This window comes from Streptomyces sp. TLI_105, assembly GCF_900105415.1.
Classification (GTDB): Bacteria; Actinomycetota; Actinomycetes; order Streptomycetales; family Streptomycetaceae; genus Streptomyces.
Map to the genome: position 1 here is coordinate 5,679,923 of NZ_FNSM01000001.1, position 16,311 is coordinate 5,696,233.

Below are 16,311 nucleotides of genomic sequence, written 5' to 3' on the forward strand. Positions count from 1 at the left end.
CTCCGAGCGCCCGTGAGGACAAGGACGAAGAACCGTCGGGGGAATTGTTGGTGTTCGACAAAAGTCTAGGACTGCGGATCTCCGTCGGCCAAGCGTCCCAGGATCAGGGCGATCCGCAGCGTGAACGCGGAGCGAACATCGGAGGGTGACCAGCCGGTGACGTCGGTCACACGTCGAAGCCGGTAGCGCACGGTGTTCGGGTGGACGAAGAGCATCCGGGCCGCGCCTTCCAGGCTGCTCGCCTGCTCCAGATAGACACTGAGAGTTTCGAGCAGCGCCGAGCCGGCCTCCTCCAGCGGTCTGTAGATCTCCTCCACCAGCTGCTCGCGCGCCGAAGGGTCGGAGGCGATGGCGCGCTCCGGGAGGAGATCGTCCGCCAGGACCGGCCGGGGCGCGTCCTGCCACGCCGAGCAGGCCTTGAGGCCGGCCGCCGCCGCCTGCGCGGAGCGGGTCGCGGCCAGCAGGTCGGGGACGACGGGACCGGCGACGACCGGCCCCGCCGCGTACGGCCCGATCAGCGCCTTGGCGACGGCCAGGGGGTTGTCGTTGCCGCCCGCGATGACGACGAGCCGGTCGCCGAGGACGCCGGTGAGGACCTGGAGCTTGGCGTGCCGGGCGGCCCGGCGGATCGCCTCGACGGTCAGCTCGCTGTCCCCGTCGGGCGCGGTGCCGAGGACGACGCACACGTGGTCGGGCGAGTTCCAGCCGAGGGCGGCGGCGCGGGACACGGCCCCTTCGTCGGCCTCGCCGGAGAGCACCGCGTTCACCACGAGGGACTCCAGACGCGCGTCCCAGGCCCCCCGGGCCTCGGCGGCCTGCGCGTACACCTGGGCGGTCGCGAACGCGATCTCGCGCGCGTAGACGAGCAGCGCCTCCCGGAGGACGCGCTCGTCCCCGGGGGCGGCGACCTCCTCGATCGCCGACTCCATGACCTCGATCGTGGTGCGGACCATCTCCACGGTCTGCCGCAGGGTGATCGCACGGGTCAGTTCCCGGGGCGCCGTGCCGAAGACGTCGGTGGAGATGGCCTGCGGGGTCTCCGGATGCCGGAACCACTCGGTGAACGCGGCGATGCCGGCCTGGGCGACCAGACCGATCCACGACCGGTTCTCGGGCGGCATCGCGCGGTACCACGGCAGCGTCTCGTCCATGCGGGCGATGGCGCCGGCGGCGAGTCGCCCGGACGACTGTTCGAGGCGCTTCAGGGTCGCGGCATGCGGATGGGAGGCGTTCACGGGTTCAGGCACGGGGACAAGACTGCCTTATCGGGACGCCGGCATGCGGGGTCGGGGCCGCTTCGTCGGGCTACGGTACGTCCGTGATACGCATCCAGCGCGCGGCCGAGCGGTACCCCGGGGGCGACCCGGCGGCCGGGATCGAGACCCGGCACGCCCTGTCCTTCGGGCCGCACTACGACCCCGACAACCTCCGCTTCGGCGCGCTCCTCGCCGTCAACGAGGAGCGGCTCGCGCCGGGCGCCGGCTTCGACGAGCACCCCCACTCCCACACCGAGATCGTGACGTGGGTGGTGGAGGGCGAGCTGACCCACCACGACAGCGCCGGGCACGAGACGGTCGTCCGCCCCGGCGACCTCCAGCACCTCGGCGCGGCGGCCGGCGTCCGGCACGTCGAACGCAACGACGCCGAGGTGCCGCTCGTCTTCGTCCAGATGTGGCTCGCGCCGCTGTCGCCGGGCGGGGAGCCCTCGTACGAGGTGGTGCGCGGCCTCGGGGACACGTACCGCCTCCCGGCGGCGGACGCGGTCCTGCACGTCGAGCGCCCTCGCGCGGGCTCCCGCCTCGCCCTCCCGGCCGCCGACTTCCTGTACGTGCACGTGGTGCGGGGCGCGGTGCTGCTCGACGGCGAGGAGCTCGGCCCCGGCGACGCGGCCCGGCTCACCGACAGCGGGGCACGTGAACCGGCCGCCACGGCCGACGCGGAGGTCCTGGTCTGGGAGATGCGGGACTGGCGCAAGGCCCTGGGCTGACTCTTCAGCCGAGCGCGCTCTTGGACTTCCAGGCGGACCAGGTCAGGTTCCACGCCCCGTAGCCGTTCCCCTCCGCGACCGTCCCCTTCGTCTCGCGGCCCTTGATCTCGAAGGGGTCGCCGACGTTCACGGAGGCGTAGAAGGAGGCGGCGTCGGCGTCGCTCATGCCGATGCACCCCGAACTGTGGTTCGCGCGCCCGAAGTACGCCGCGTTCCACGGCGCCGCGTGCGCGTACATGCCCGACCAGGTCAGCCGCATCGAGTAGTCGACGTCCTTGTTGTACGCGTCGCCGAGCCCCACCGTCTCCGAGTTCATGTTGATGGTGCCCTCCTTCGCCATGAGGACGGCCGTGCCCCGCCAGGACCGCTTGTCGCCGCCGGGGGTGCCGCCGGAGACGGGGATCGTGCGGACCGTCCGCCCGTCCCGCTCCAGGGTCAGCCGGTGGGTGTCGAGGTCGACCTTGACGACCTGCGCGGCGCCGACGGTGAAGCCGGTGCGGTAGTCCCGTACGAACCAGCCGCCGCCCGAGTCCGTGCCGTCGAGGTCCGCTTCGAGGGTGACCTTGGTGCCCGGCTTCCAGTACTCCCGGGGACGCCAGTCGACCCGGTCCCGGCCCGAGTAGTCCTTGACCCAGCCCCAGGAGCCCTCGGTGCCGTTCGAGGTGGTGACCTTCAGCTGCCGCTCCACGTCCGCCTTCCGCGTCACCGGCAGGTCGAAGACGATGGAGAGCGGCTGCCCGATGCCGACCGTGGTGTTCTTGCCGGGAGCCAGGGTCACCTTGTTGACCTTCTCGGGCTCCGGGGTGGTGAAGGACGACCGGCTGGTCGACTCCTTGCCGTCGGCCGTACGGGACGTCACCTCGACCGTGTACGAGGTGCCGGGCGCCGCCTTGCGGTCCGACGCCCAGCTCGTGCCGCCCGCGTCCGTACGCCCCCCGAGGTCACCGCCCTCCGCGTCCACGACCTTCACCGCCGTGAGCGTGCCGCCGGTCGCGGTCACGGCCACCGGGCTGCCGGCCTCCTTCTTCACGACCGTCACCTTCGCCGGCGGCGCCTGCGAGGCCCCCGACCCGACCCCCGACGTGCCCCCGTCCGCCGCCTGGGCCGTGCAGGCGGTGAGGGAGACGGCGAGCGCGACGGCCGCCAGGGCGGGACGGGATGTGCGTATCGGCAGCACGGAAGACCTCCGCGAGTGAGGAAGAAAGGGTGGGATGTCCTGGACTGTAGGCCGCTTCCTTACCCCCTCGGGGGCCCGGAGGCCTCTGTGACCGGGGCTGCGGCGAAACGGTCATCGTCCGGTCACAATCACCGCGCGCACCCGTCGAATTCGGCTGTGAGCCTGCTGTGCGCCCCGACCACCGAGGGGCGGAACAAGGAGGCTCCCGTTGTGTCAGCGCTGCTCGTGACGGCCGCACCCACCGACCGCCGCGCCCCCGCAGGGCCGGTCAGGCTCGGGTCCGTGACCCCCGAGGCGTACCGCGCCTTCCTCGGCTCCCGCTCCGGTGCGGACGGGCCCAGCTTCCTCCAACTCCCCTCCTGGGCCCAGGTGAAGGAGGGCTGGAGCCACCAGCTCGTCGGATGGGGGCGGGAGGGCGCGGAGCTCTCCGGCGTCGCGCTCGTCCTCCTCCGCCCCTTCCCCGGCACCCGGAAGTACTTCGCCTACCTGCCCGAAGGGCCCGTCGCCGACTGGGCCGACCCCGACCTGGACGGCTGGCTCTCCCCGCTCCTCGGCCATCTGCGCTCCCTGGGCGCCTTCGCCGTCCGCATGGGGCCCGGGCCCGCCTACCGCCGGTGGAACGCCGCCACCGTCAAGGCCGCCGGCGGGCCCGGCCGCCGGCTCTCCGACGTTCTCGCAGACGAGGTCGACCCGCTGGGCACCGCCGTCGTCGAACGGCTGCGCGCCCGCGGCTGGCGCAAGTGCGGCGGCGACTCCGAGGACGGCGCCGACGCCCAGCCCCGGCACGTCTTCCAGGTCCCGCTCGCCGGCCGCTCCACCGACGACCTGTGGACCGGCCTCAACCAGGAGTGGCGGCGCAACGTCCGCAAGGCGCGCAAGTCCGGCGTCGAGGTCGTCGTCGGCTCCGCCGCCGACCTGCCCGAGTTCTACCGCCTCCTGCGCATCACGGAGGAACGCGACGGCTTCCGGCTCGGCCGCTCCCTCGCGTACTACGAGCGCCAGTACGCCGTCCTCAACGCCGAGCAGCCGGGCCGCATGAAGCTCTACCTCGCCCGCCACGAGGGCGAGATCCTCGCCGCGCACACCATGCTCGCGGTGGGCGGCCGCGTCTGGTACCAGACCGGCGCCTCCGCCGACCACCGCCGCGAGGTCCGCCCCTCCAACGCCCTCCAGTGGCGCATGCTGCTCGACGCCCACGCCCTCGGCGCCGCCGTCTACGACCTCCGCGGGGTACCCTCCACCCTCGATCCGGACGACCGCGCCCACGGCCTCCTCCGCTGGAAGCTCGGCACGGGCGGACAGGTCGTCGAGACGCTGGGGGAGTGGGAGATTCCGATGCAGGGCACGACCAACGGGGCGCTGTACCGCGCCTTCCAGGCCTATCTGGCCCGCCGATGACGGCCACCACCCTCACCGCACCTCCACGGAAGGCCTCCGCGCTGCGCAGCGGCGCCCTCATGGCCGCCGGCTCGCTCGTCTCCCGCGCCACCGGCTTCGTGCGGGCCTCCGTCGTCGCCGCGGCGCTCGGCGCGGGCTACGTCGCCGACGGATACGCCGTCGGCAACTCCGTCCCCACCATCGTCTACATGCTGCTCCTCGGCGGGGCGCTCAACGCCGTCTTCGTCCCCGAACTGGTCAAGGCCGCCAAGGAGCACGAGGACGGCGGCGTCGCCTACACCGACCGGCTCCTCACCCTGTGCGCCCTCGCCCTGACCGTGCTCACCACGGTCGCGGTGCTCGCCGCCCCGCTCATCGTCGACACGTACACCGACTACGTGGGCGCACAGCGCGAGATGACCATCGCCTTCGCGCGCACGTGCCTGCCGCAGATCTTCTTCCTCGGACTCTTCACCCTGCTCGGACAGGTCCTCAACGCCCGGGGCCGGTTCGGCGCCATGATGTGGACCCCCGTCCTCAACAACGTCGTCGCCGTCACCGTCTTCGGCCTCTTCCTCGCCGTCGGCGACGGTGGCGAACTCACCTCCGGGGAGACCGCCCTCCTCGGCTGGGGCACGACCGCCGGCATCGCCGTCCAGGCCCTCGCCCTGCTGCCCTCGCTGCGCGCCGCCGGCTTCCGCTGGCGGCCCCGCTTCGACTGGCGCGGCAGCGGCCTCGCCGCCCCGCTCCGCTCGGCGGGCTGGCTCGTCCTGCTCGTCCTCACCAACCAGGGCGCGTACTGGGTGACCACCTGGCTCGCCACCTCCGCGGGCACGGATCCGACGGTCAGCGGCGGAGGCCTCGCCGCGTACAACAACGCCTACCTCCTGTGGACCGTCCCGCACGGCATCATCACCGTCTCCCTCGTCACCGCGCTGCTGCCCCGGATGAGCGGGACCGCCGCCGAGGGCGACCTCGCGGGGGTCCGGCGGGACGTCTCCTACGCGCTGCGGACCAGCGCGGCGGCGATCGTCCCCGCCGCCTGCGCGCTCCTCGCGCTCGCCGTCCCGCTGATGACGGTCGTCTTCCGGTACGGGGCGACCACCGGCGACGACGTACGCGCCATGGCCTGGACCCTGATGGCCTTCGCGCCCGGCCTGGTCGCCCTCTCCGGCCAGTACGTGTGCACCCGCGCCTTCTACGCCCTGCGCGACACCCGCACCCCGTTCCTGCTGAACCTGGTCATCGCCGGCCTGAACGCCGCCCTCTCCCTCGCCGCCTCCCACTACCTCCCGACCCGCTGGGCGGTCACGGGCATGGCGGCGGCGTACTCGCTGGCGCTCTGGGCCGGCTGGGCGGTGACGGCGTACGCGCTGCGGCGCCGACTGGGGGAGGGCACGGGCGACGCGATGTCCGCACTGGCGCGACTCCTCGTGGCGGCGGTGCCGGCGGCGGGGTACGGGCTGTTCGTCGCGGACGCCGTGGAGACGGGGGGTGCGGTGGTGGCGGGCCTGGCGGGAGCGGCGACGATCCTGACGGTCTTCGTCCTCCTGGCCCGCCCCCTCCGCCTCACAGAACTCCAAACCCTCCTCCACTCGACGACCGCCCGTCTCCGCCGCCCCTGAACCCCCGCGCGCGGACGCACCCGAAGACCGTCACCCCCGCCCGACCTTGGGATACTCCACACATGCCCCGCGTGCTCCTCATAGAAGACGACCCCTCCGTCCGCGAAGGCGTCGAGCTCGGCCTCCGTCGCCGCGGGCACGAGGTCCGTACCGCCCCCACCGGCGAGGCGGGTCTCGCCGCGCTCGGCGAGTTCCGGCCGGACCTGCTGCTCCTCGACCTGATGCTGCCCGGCATGAACGGCGTCCAGGTCTGCCGCCGGGTCCGCGAGAGCAGCCAGCTGCCGATCATCATGCTGACCGCGCGGGGAGACGACTTCGACGTCGTCATCGGTCTGGAGGCCGGCGCCGACGACTACATCGTCAAGCCCGCCCGTACGGAGGTCATCGAGGCCCGGATACGGGCCGTGCTGCGGCGCATCGAGGAGCCCGGCGCCGGCCGGTCCGCCGTCGAGTTCCACGGGGAGCTCGCGATCGACCGGGCGGGCCTGACCGTCGCCAAGGCGGGCGAGCGCGTCGCCCTCGCCCCCTCCGAGCTGAAGCTGCTGCTGCACCTCACGGCCGCCCCCGAGCAGGTCTTCAGCCGGCAGCAGCTCCTCGAGCACGTCTGGGAGCACAGCTACCACGGGGACGCCCGGCTGGTGGACGCCTGTGTCCGCCGGCTGCGGAACAAGATCGAGGACACGCCGGGCGAGCCCCGGTACATCCAGACCCTGCGGGGCTTCGGCTACCGCTTCGGCCCCCTGTGAGGGCCTGCGTGAGCCCGGAGCCGGGCAGCGGGAACGACGGCGGGAACGACGACGGACCGGCCCCGGGACGTCGTCGCAGGGCCCGCGGCCCCCGCCTCCACCCCTTCGGCCTCCGCACCCGGCTCGTCCTCGCCTTCCTCCTCGTCGCGGCCGTCGGCTGCGGCACCACCGCCGCGCTCACCTACCGCGCCGCCCGGAACGCCATCCTGGAGCAGACCCAGGACACCGCCGTCTCCGCCCTGCGCGACCAGGTCGACCCGCTCGTCATCAGCCTGCCGGTCAACGCGGACTCCCTGCGGGACGTGGTCCTCACCATCGCCCGCCAGGGGAAACCCCGTCCCTGGCGCGTCTACGCCGAGTACGGCACGGTCCGCGTCTCCTCCACCGACCGCCCCACCTCCTCCGTCATCACGCCCGAGCTGCGGGCCCGCGCCCAGGCCCGGCCGGCCACCCCGCACGGCAGCTTCCAGCGGGTGGTGAAGAACGGCACGCCGTACCTGACGATGGCCGTCCCCGCCGTGTTCCGGACGCACGCGAGCCAGGGGACGGCCCAGCCGACCGGCCTCGTCTTCTACGCGGTCATGGAACTCGACGAGGAGGAGGCGAACATCGAGGCCATGGTGACCGCGGCCCGTGACGGAGCCCTCCCGGCGCTGGCCGTGGCCCTGATCCCCGCGCTCATCGCCTCGCGCGGCGTGCTCCGCCCCGTACGGGAGCTGCGGCGGGCGGCCCACAGCATGGGCCGGGGCCGGCTCGACACCCGTATCCACGCGAAGGGCAGCGACGAACTCGCCGATCTCGCCCGCACGTTCAACGAGTCCGCCGCCGAGCTGGAACGTTCCGTCGCGGAACTCCGCAACGCCGAGGCCCGCGCCCGCCGCTTCGCCTCCGACGTCTCGCACGAACTGCGCACCCCGCTCGCCGGGATGCTCGCGGTCACCGAGGTCCTCGACGAGGACGCCGGGAGCCTCGACAGCGACACCGCCCGCGCCGTCCGGCTGATCAGCGCCGAGACCGGGAAGCTGGCCGTGCTCGTCGAGGACCTGATGGAGATCTCCCGCTTCGACGCGCGCGCCGCCGAGCTCCACACCGACGAGGTCGACGCCGCCGACTGCGTCCGCAAGACCCTCCAGCACCGGCACTGGACCGACCCGGCGCAGGTCGTCCCGTACCTTGAGGAGGGGATCAGGGCCCGGCTCGACCCGCGCCGGTTCGACGTCGTCGTCGCCAACCTCGTGGGCAACGCGCTGCGGCACGGGGCCGCGCCGGTGACGGTCAGGCTGTACGCGGAGGGGGACGAGCTGGTGACGGAGGTCGCGGACCGGGGGCCGGGCATCCACCCGGACGTGCTGCCGCACGTCTTCGACCGCTTCTACAAGGCCGACCAGGCCAGGACTCGTTCGGCGGGCAGCGGCCTCGGTCTGGCGATCACCCTGGAGAACGTCCGGCTGCACGGCGGCACCGTCCGCGCCGCCAACCACCCGGCGGGCGGGGCGGTCTTCACCGTACGGATGCCGCTGTGAGGCGCCGGGCGACCCCGGGCCGCCGGACGGCTGCGAGCGGCCGGAGGGCTGAGAGGCTCCGAACGGCTGCGAGCGGCCGGACGGCTGCGCACCGCCGGACGGCCGCCGCGGTCCTGTTCGGCACGGTCGCGCTCGCCGCCTGCGGCATCCAGGAGAGCGACGTCGTGGAGGCGGGCGGCGCCGCGACCGTCGCGGTCGCGCCGGCGCCCGAGTTCCGCATGGTGCTCTACTTCCTCGGACCGGGCGGCCGGCCGGTCCCGGTGGTCCGTGAGCTCGGGCCGCCGGTCCCCGACCCGGCGTTCGCCTCGGGCGACTCCGAGTCGACCGAGGACCGGAAGGCCCAAGGGCTGGGCTCGGGGTGGGCACAGGACACGCACGGCCCCCAGGTCCCCATCGACAGGGCGCTCGCCGCGCTCCTCGCCGGCCCGGCCGGTGCCGACACCGCCGCGGGCCTGACCACGGACCTCCCGGTGTCCGAGAAGCCGGCGCACGCCGAGGCGACCGAGATCCTGACCCCGGAGGGCCGCCGGGTCGTCCGGCTCCGGTCGCCGTTCCCCGTCAGGGGCCTGTCGGAGGCGGCCGTCCAGCAGCTGGTGTGCACGGCCGCGTACGCCGAGGACGGCGGGGGCATGGTCGACGTGAGCCTGGTGGGCGTCGACGGCACGCTCCCGACGACCCGCTGCGAGACCTGAGGGACTCCCGTCAGCGCCCGCGCAGGTCCGCGAGCACCGCGTCCGTGAACGGCGGCCACGCCTCGACCGCCCACGGCCCGAAGGGCCGGTCGGTGAGGGCCACGCACGCGGCCCCTCTGTTGTTCCCGCCCGCCCACGCGGCGTCCGGGTCGATCCACAGGAAGGTGCCGGCCTGTCCGAAGTGCCCGAAGGTGCGCGGGGAGGAGCCGGAGCCCGTCCAGTGCGGGGACTTGCCGTCGCGGATCTCGAAGCCGAGCCCCCAGTCGTTCGGCTTCTGGTGCCCGTAGCCGGGCAGGATGCCGGTCAGACCGGGGTACGTGACGGTCATCGCGTCCAGGACGGTCCGGGCGTCGAGCAGCCGCGGCGCCTGCACCTCGGCGGCGAACCGCACCAGGTCGTCCACGGTGGACACGCCGTCCTTCGCGGGCGAGCCCTCCAGGGTCGTCGAGGCCATGCCGAGGGGCTCCAGGACCGCCTGGTGCAGATACTCGGAGAAGGGGATGTCGGTGGCCTTGGCAACGTGGTCGCCGAGGGCCTCGAAGCCGGTGTTGGAGTAGATCCGGCGGGTGCCCGGCGCGGCCATGACCCGGTCCTCGTCGAAGGCGAGCCCCGAGGTGTGGGCGAGGAGGTGGCGGACGGTCGCGCCCTCGGGCCCGGCCGGCTCGTCGAGGTCGATCGCCCCCTCCTCGTACGCGACGAGGACGGCGTACGCCGCGAGCGGCTTGGTGACGGAGGCGAGCGGGAAGCGCCGCCCGGTGGGGCCGTGGGACCCGGCCAGGGTGCCGTCCGCGCGGACGACGGCGGCGGCCGCGGTGGGGACGGGCCAGTTCTCGATCGACGCCAGGCTCGGCAAGCTGCTGTGCATGGGCCGAGCCTACTTGCTTCGAGTGCACTCGAACGTTTTAGCGTGGAGACCATGAGCGTGACCGAGAGCATCGCGAGCACGACCGGACTTACGGGGAAGGACCGTTACACCATCAGCGAGGTGGCCGCCCTGACCGGGCTCACCGCCCACACCCTGCGCTGGTACGAGCGGATCGGGCTGCTGCCGCAGGTCGACCGTTCGCACACGGGACAGCGCCGCTTCACGGAGCAGGACCTCGGCTGGCTGACCTTCGTCGGCAAGCTGCGGCTGACCGGGATGCCGGTCGCCGACATGGTCAGGTACGCCGAGCTGATGCGCGAGGGCGACCACACCAGGGACGACCGGCGGGAGCTCCTGGAGGCCACCCGGCGCGACGTCCTCGCCCGGATCGCCGAGCTCCAGGACACGCTCGCCGTGCTCGACATCAAGATCGGCCATTACGGGACCGCAAGCGGAGGAGCACCTTCATGACCAGTGTGACCAGGATCGACACCGTACGTCTCGGCGGTCAGGACGGACCGGAGATCGGCGTCCAGGGCTTCGGCGCCATGGGCATCAGCGAGTTCTACGGCGACACCGACGAGGCGGCCGCCCGCGACACCCTCGACGCGGCCCTGGAGGTCGGCGTCACCCTCATCGACACCGCCGACGTCTACGGCAGCGGCGCCAACGAGGAGTTCCTCGCCCCGTTCCTCGCCGCCCACCGCGACGAGGTCACCCTCGCCACCAAGTTCGCCATAGAGCGCCGCGCCGACGACCCGACGTACCGGGGCATCCGCAACGACCCCGCGTACATCAGGAAGGCCGTCGAGGGCAGCCTGCGCCGCCTCGGCATCGAGACCATCGACCTCTACTACATGCACCGCCGCGACCCGCAGGTCCCCCTCGCCGAGTCCGTCGGCGCGATGGCCGAGCTCGTCCAGGAGGGCAAGGTCCGCTTCCTGGGCCTGAGCGAGGTCACCGGGTCCGAGCTGCGCGAGGCCCACGCGGTGCACCCGATCGCCGCCCTCCAGTCGGAGTGGTCGCTCTTCTCCCGGGACGTGGAGCGCAGCGCCGTCGGCGCCGCCGCCGAGCTCGGCGTCACCTTCGTGCCGTACTCGCCGCTCGGCCGCGGCTTCCTGACCGGCGCGTTCGCGGATGCCGGCAAGGAGCTGTCGGGCGGCGACTTCCGCCAGCACCAGCCCCGGTTCACCGGCGAGAACGCCGAGCGGAACGCGACCCTCCTCGACCCGGTCCGGAAGATCGCCGCCACCCACGGTGCGACGCCGGCCCAGATCGCCCTCGCCTGGGTGCAGCAGCGCGCCGCCGTGCACGACCTCACCGTCGTCCCCATCCCCGGCACCCGCAAGCGCTCCCGCCTCCTGGAGAACGCGGCCGCCACCCGCATCACCCTCACCGCCGCCGAACTCGCCGAGCTCGAGCCGATCGCCGGCCTGGTGGCGGGCGACCGCTACCCGGACATGAGCCACACCTCGGCGGCCCGCGAGGCGTAGGGGGTGTCTTGCCGATCGGGCCGGGCGTCGCGAGCCAGGCGGGACTTTCCGGACACGCCCTAGCACCCGCACGCTCACGCCAGCCCCAGGGCGAAGACCGCGAAGCCCGCCGCGAGGAGACCCGCCAGGGTGCGGCGGGCCGGGCCGGTCTTCGCCCACGGGGCCTCGAAGACGCGCGCGTACCGGCCGATCAGGACCAGCAGACCGGCGAAGACCGGTATCCAGGCGAGCCGGGCGAGGATCCAGCCCACCGAGTCGGGCGCGCCCACCAGGCCTGCGACCTCACCGGCGTACGAGGCGGGGATCGCGGCGGTGAGCATCGCCGTCTGGTGCCAGCACAGGATCGTCATCGCGGACAGGTTGACCACGACGACCGGCGCCCACAGCGCGGGCCGCCTCAGGAGCGCGCCGAGCCGGTCCCGGAGCAGGATCGCCGCACCGCTCTGCGCGGCGGCGAGGGCGAGGACGAGCAGCGACGGCGGGTGCGAGTTGGTGCGGGCCTCGCCGGGGACGCCGACCATCGACGCCGGGTAGCCGAAGACCAGCAGCAGGGCGGCGAAGAGCGCGGCGCCGCCGAGCAGCAGCCCCCACGCGTGGCGCCGGGTGACCCGGCCCTCGCCCCACGACACGCCGAGCTGATACGCGAAGAGCCAGCCGGGCAGGATGTTCAGGAGGCTCAGCCAGGACGGCACGGCGTCGGCGTACGGCCCGTACCGCAGGAAGTCGACGACGGCGACCGAGCCGAGCAGCGGCGCCGCGGCCCACACCCCGAGGCGGCGGGCCGCCCGCACGCACAGCGGGGTCAGGGCGGTGACCACCGTGTACACCCCGACGAACCAGAGCGGCTGGCTCACCAGCGTGGACGCCGTCCGCAGCGTGTCCACGGGCACCCCGAGACCGAAGTGCAGCACCGGCAGCAGCGCCGCCCACACGGCGGTGACCCCGAGCACCGGGCGGCCGAGCCGCGCGAGCCGACCACCGAGCCACGCGCGCGTGGAGCCCTTTCGCCGCTGGTACGACAGCACCGAGGCGTACCCGCCGACCAGGAAGAAGATCCCCAGCATCTGCAGGACCCAGCTGACGGGCGCCAGACCGGCGAAGGTGCCCAGCGGACTCGCGTTGTGGATCGCGCCGTCGGCGGAGAGCGTGAAACCGCCGAGCAGCCAGTGCCCGGTCGGCACGGCGAGCAGCGCGAGGGCGCGCAGTCCGTCGACCGCCCGGTCGCGGTGGGCGGGCGTGGAGGCCTCGATCTTCCGGACGAGGGTCTTCGTCGCCCCGGTCTTCGTCGCCCCGGTCTTCCTCGTCAGGGTCTTCATCGGACGTCCCCCTCGGCGATCGCGGCGAACGCACGGAGGGAGGCGGTGCCGGGCGCGAAGTAGCCGCCGTGCCCGTTGGCGTCCTCGGCCGGGACGGGGCGCGCCCCGAAGGCCGGGTCGGTGGGGTCGGCACCGTGCCCGAGGCCCGCGAACTCGACGTTCGGCACCCGGTCGATCCAGTCGGTGGGATCCTTCGCCGCCCAGACGCGGGCGGAGGTGCCGAGCTCGGAGACGTTCTCGGCGCGCATCCCGGGGGATCCGAAGACCACCAGGTCCTTGGCCTTCAGCTCGTGCGCGGCGAGACCGCAGACCACGGAGCCGTAGCTGTGGCAGAAGAGGGTCGGCTCGGCCGCGCCGACGGCGGCGAGCCCGTCCGTGAACCGGGTCAGCCGCCCGGCCCCGGCCTCGGCGAGCCGGCCGGTGGCCGCGTCCAGGCCGACCCCGACGGGTGTCGTGTACCCGGCCCAGGCGACGACCGCGGTGCGGCTGCCGGTCGCCCGGCGCAGGGACGTCGCCATGTCCGCGAGCGGCCGCACGTGGTCGGCGTCGACGTCGGAGCCGGGCACGATCACGGCCACGTGCTCGGCCCGCGCCAGGTCCCCGTAGACCAGGGCCACCTGCCCCCGGCCGCGTGGATCGTGGGCCAGGACCCGCGCCCCGCCGAACTCCTCGCGCGTGGAGCGGGCGTTGGCCTCGTACCGCAGCTCCAGGGGCGCCCCGTCGAGGTTCCCGACGACCGTCGGGTGCGTGCGGGCCAGCTCCCTCTGTCGTACGGGACTCAGCCCGGCGAAGAACCGCGCGACCTCGGCCGGGCCCATCCGCTCCGGGTCGGGCAGCCCCGCGGCCCGCCACGCCGCGGTCCCGGCCGGGGCCCCGGTCACGGCCTCCTGGCTGTTCCCGGACGCCCAGCCGGCCGTCCCGGCGATCACGCCGGTCACCACTGCGGCGGTGATCAGGGTCCTCGTGAAGCGGTGCATCGGCCCGCCCTCCCTTGCTCTCGTCGTTGGCGAGAGGAAGGTAGGAAGAGGGCGGGTGGCGGCACGTCACACCGGGGAGCCAACTCCCTTGGGATACCCGGGTAGGGGGTGGAGGAGCAGCCAACACCCGGTAGGGGGTGGGGTTTTCCCCCGGGTGCTAACGCGACTCCCCGGGCGTGACCAGCCCCGACTCGTACGCGAAGACCACCGCCTGCGCCCGGTCGCGCAGGTCCAGCTTGGCGAGGACCCGGCCGATGTGGGTCTTCACCGTCTGCTCGGCGAGGACCAGGCTGTCCGCGATCTCCTGGTTGGACAGGCCCCGGGCGATCAGCTCCAGGACCTCCGTCTCGCGCGGCGTGAGCCCGTTCAGGCGCAGCGCCGTGGTGTCCCGGCGGGGCGCCGGGCGCGAGGCCGCGAAGTCGGCGATGAGGCGGCGGGTCACGGACGGGGCGAGCAGCGCCTCGCCGGCCGCCACCACCCGTACCGCCGCGATGAGATCGGCCGGCGGCGCGTCCTTGAGGAGGAAGCCGGACGCGCCCGCGCGCAGCGCCTCGTACACGTAGTCGTCGACGTCGAAGGTGGTCAGCATCAGCACCTTCGGCCGGTGCACGACCCCGGCCGGCGGGTGCAGGATCTCCCGGGCCGCCGCGAGCCCGTCCAGCTCCGGCATCCGCACGTCCATCAGGACGACGTCCGGGTGCGCCGAGCGCGCGACCTCCACGCCCTGCCGCCCGTCCGGCGCCTCGCCGACCACGTCGATGTCGGGCTGCGCGGCGAGCAGGGCGGCGAAACCGGCCCGCACCATGGCCTGGTCGTCGACGATGATCACGCGGATGGTCACTCGGTGTCCTTCGTACGCAGGGGAAGCCTGGCCGCGACGCGGAAGCCGCCGTCCGGCAGCGGCCCGGTGTCCAGCGAGCCGCCGGTCAACCGTACGCGTTCCCGCATGCCGACGAGCCCGTGACCGGTGCCGGGAGCGCCCCGCTCGACGCCGGAACCCTCCTCCAGGGAGGGCCCGTTGACGACGAGGACGGTCAGCCATCCCTCGTCGGCCCGTACCGATACGCGGGTCGAGGCGCCCGGCGCGTGCCGCACGACGTTGGCCAGGGCCTCCTGCACGATCCGGTACGCGGACAGGTCCACCGCCTGCGGCACCTCCCCGAGGTCGGCGGCGAGCCGCAGCTCGGCCGGGACCCCCGCGCGTACGGTCGCCTCGACGAGCTGCTGGACCCGGTCGAGGCCCGGCTGCGGGGCCCGCTCGCCCTCGCCGCCGTCACTGCGCAGGACGGACAGCAGCCGGCGCATCTCGGCCAGCGACTCACGCGCGCTCGCCGCGATGGACGTGAACTCCTCGCGGGCTGCGTCCGGGAGTTCGGGGATGCGGTACGGGGCCGAGTCCGCCTGCACGGTGATCACGGACATGTGGTGGGCGACGACGTCGTGCAGCTCGCGCGCGATCCTGGCCCGCTCCTCCAGGAGCGTGCGGTGGGCCCGTTCGGCCTCGTTGATGGTCTCCTGCTCGGCGAGCCGCCGCTGGGCCTCGCCACGGGCGCGGACGGCCGAGGCGAGGAGCAGCAGCACCCCGCTCAGGACGAGCAGCAGGGTGTGGACGCTGGTGTACCCGGCGGGCCGGAAGGCCTCCAGGACGTAACCGGCCACGCCGGTCGCCAGCCACACCCCGAACAGCGCCCGGCGGGACTCGCGGAGCCCGAGCGCGAGCATCAGGGCGCAGTAGCCGACGACCAGCGGCGGGGTCCACGGCCAGTAGTCCGCGCGCGTGCCGTCCGAACCGAGCAGGACGAGCGCGCCGAGCACATCGGCGGCGAAGACGATCCACCAGGCCTCCAGGGGCCGGGCGACGGCGAGCAGCAGCGGCAGCGTCTGTGCGGTGCCGACGGCCCCGGCGAGGGCGCCGTTGACGCCGTAGTCGTTGATGAGGAGCACGACGGTGGAGGGGAGGAGCGCGGCGACGAACGCGAAGGCGACGACGTACGGCAGCAGCCGCACCCAGCGACCGGGGGCGCCCGCGAGGAGCGGGGCGCCCGGCGCGGTGGGGGTGGTGAGCGCGGCCCCGAACCCCTGGAACACCTCCCGCGTCCGGGCGATCGCCCACCGATCACCGGGACGACGGCCGACGGGCGGGGGAGCGGCGGGCGGCTGGGGCTGCGATTCGATGTCCATGACGAGCCCAGCGTAGGCAGCACCCCTGACGCGGGGCGTCATACCGGGGAGTGGGGTGAAACCTGATACCGAGGTATGACGAGGGACCCGCCACCCCACCCCCGCGCTCTCCGTTGTGGGCAATCGTTCCGCTGGGGCGGAACGGGTGGGCACAACGGAACGGCGCCCTTGCCGGCGCCAGAGGCTCCCGCGCCCTGACCCCCACCCCTAGATGCGCCGCGCTGTCGGTGCGGGTCCAGGCGCGAAACGCGGAGGCGCCGCTGAAGGGCGCCGTCCCGTGTGCCCACCCGTCCCGCCCTGCGGGACGATTGCCCACCCAGCGGGGGCGGGAGGAGCACCGCCCAGGCGGGTG

Annotated in this window: 15 protein-coding genes; 8 read left to right on the forward strand and 7 right to left on the reverse strand. The window is 73.9% G+C overall.

From position 1 onward, the window contains the following. Window positions 1-65: 65 nt before the first annotated feature. Complete coding sequence (gene fasR / locus BLW86_RS25940) at window positions 66-1,247, reverse strand: fatty acid biosynthesis transcriptional regulator FasR (protein WP_093876270.1); 1,182 nt, start codon at window positions 1,245-1,247, stop codon at window positions 66-68. Between the two features lie 71 nt (window positions 1,248-1,318). Between fasR and BLW86_RS25945 the strand changes: the two genes are divergently transcribed. Beyond that, a complete protein-coding gene (locus BLW86_RS25945; protein WP_177181754.1) occupies window positions 1,319-1,987 on the forward strand; it encodes a pirin family protein in 669 nt (222 codons plus the stop codon). A 4-nt stretch (window positions 1,988-1,991) separates the two neighbouring features. Here BLW86_RS25945 and BLW86_RS25950 read toward each other — a convergent pair whose 3' ends face one another. After that, the gene (locus BLW86_RS25950; RefSeq protein WP_093876271.1) at window positions 1,992-3,164 is read right to left on the reverse strand and encodes a L,D-transpeptidase family protein; all 1,173 of its coding nucleotides are present in this window, start codon (window positions 3,162-3,164) and stop codon (window positions 1,992-1,994) included. Window positions 3,165-3,374: 210 nt separating this feature from the next. On the opposite strand from BLW86_RS25950, the gene BLW86_RS25955 reads away from it, so the two are divergent. From BLW86_RS25955 to BLW86_RS25975, 5 genes are all read left to right on the forward strand, one after another. Then, entirely contained in the window at window positions 3,375-4,562 is a 1,188-nt protein-coding gene (locus tag BLW86_RS25955) for a lipid II:glycine glycyltransferase FemX (protein ID WP_093876272.1), read from the forward strand. Next, on the forward strand, window positions 4,559-6,166 hold the full coding sequence (gene murJ / locus BLW86_RS25960) for a murein biosynthesis integral membrane protein MurJ (RefSeq protein ID WP_093876273.1): 1,608 nt from the start codon (window positions 4,559-4,561) through the stop codon (window positions 6,164-6,166). The genes BLW86_RS25955 and murJ overlap by 4 nt, the downstream gene beginning before the upstream one ends. Window positions 6,167-6,228: 62 nt before the next feature. After that, entirely contained in the window at window positions 6,229-6,912 is a 684-nt protein-coding gene (locus BLW86_RS25965; protein ID WP_093876274.1) for a response regulator transcription factor, read from the forward strand. Between the two features lie 8 nt (window positions 6,913-6,920). After that, window positions 6,921-8,435, forward strand: a complete 1,515-nt coding sequence (locus BLW86_RS25970) for a sensor histidine kinase (protein WP_256341428.1) — start codon at window positions 6,921-6,923, stop codon at window positions 8,433-8,435. Continuing rightward, window positions 8,432-9,127, forward strand: coding sequence for a hypothetical protein (locus tag BLW86_RS25975; protein WP_143060276.1), 696 nt, complete (start codon window positions 8,432-8,434; stop codon window positions 9,125-9,127). The genes BLW86_RS25970 and BLW86_RS25975 overlap by 4 nt, the downstream gene beginning before the upstream one ends. 10 nt (window positions 9,128-9,137) lie before the next feature. Here BLW86_RS25975 and BLW86_RS25980 read toward each other — a convergent pair whose 3' ends face one another. After that, entirely contained in the window at window positions 9,138-9,992 is an 855-nt protein-coding gene (locus BLW86_RS25980; RefSeq protein ID WP_256341429.1) for a serine hydrolase domain-containing protein, read from the reverse strand. A 51-nt stretch (window positions 9,993-10,043) separates the two neighbouring features. On the opposite strand from BLW86_RS25980, the gene BLW86_RS25985 reads away from it, so the two are divergent. Both BLW86_RS25985 and BLW86_RS25990 read left to right on the forward strand, forming a co-directional pair. Then, on the forward strand, window positions 10,044-10,463 hold the full coding sequence (locus BLW86_RS25985) for a MerR family transcriptional regulator (protein ID WP_093878864.1): 420 nt from the start codon (window positions 10,044-10,046) through the stop codon (window positions 10,461-10,463). Further along, a complete protein-coding gene (locus BLW86_RS25990; RefSeq protein WP_093876277.1) occupies window positions 10,460-11,485 on the forward strand; it encodes an aldo/keto reductase in 1,026 nt (341 codons plus the stop codon). Before BLW86_RS25985 ends, BLW86_RS25990 begins: the two co-directional genes overlap by 4 nt. A 74-nt stretch (window positions 11,486-11,559) precedes the next feature. Here BLW86_RS25990 and BLW86_RS25995 read toward each other — a convergent pair whose 3' ends face one another. From BLW86_RS25995 to BLW86_RS26010, 4 genes are all read right to left on the reverse strand, one after another. Beyond that, window positions 11,560-12,801 (reverse strand): acyltransferase family protein, encoded by a 1,242-nt coding sequence (locus BLW86_RS25995; protein WP_256341430.1) that lies wholly within the window; start codon window positions 12,799-12,801, stop codon window positions 11,560-11,562. After that, window positions 12,798-13,778: an alpha/beta hydrolase gene (locus BLW86_RS26000; protein WP_093876278.1), complete on the reverse strand. Its 981-nt coding sequence runs from the start codon at window positions 13,776-13,778 to the stop codon at window positions 12,798-12,800. The genes BLW86_RS25995 and BLW86_RS26000 overlap by 4 nt, the downstream gene beginning before the upstream one ends. Window positions 13,779-13,935: 157 nt before the next feature. Beyond that, a complete protein-coding gene (locus tag BLW86_RS26005) occupies window positions 13,936-14,619 on the reverse strand; it encodes a response regulator (RefSeq protein WP_093876279.1) in 684 nt (227 codons plus the stop codon). Continuing rightward, window positions 14,616-15,959, reverse strand: coding sequence for a sensor histidine kinase (locus BLW86_RS26010; protein ID WP_093876280.1), 1,344 nt, complete (start codon window positions 15,957-15,959; stop codon window positions 14,616-14,618). Before BLW86_RS26010 ends, BLW86_RS26005 begins: the two co-directional genes overlap by 4 nt. Between the last annotated feature and the right edge of the window lie 352 nt (window positions 15,960-16,311).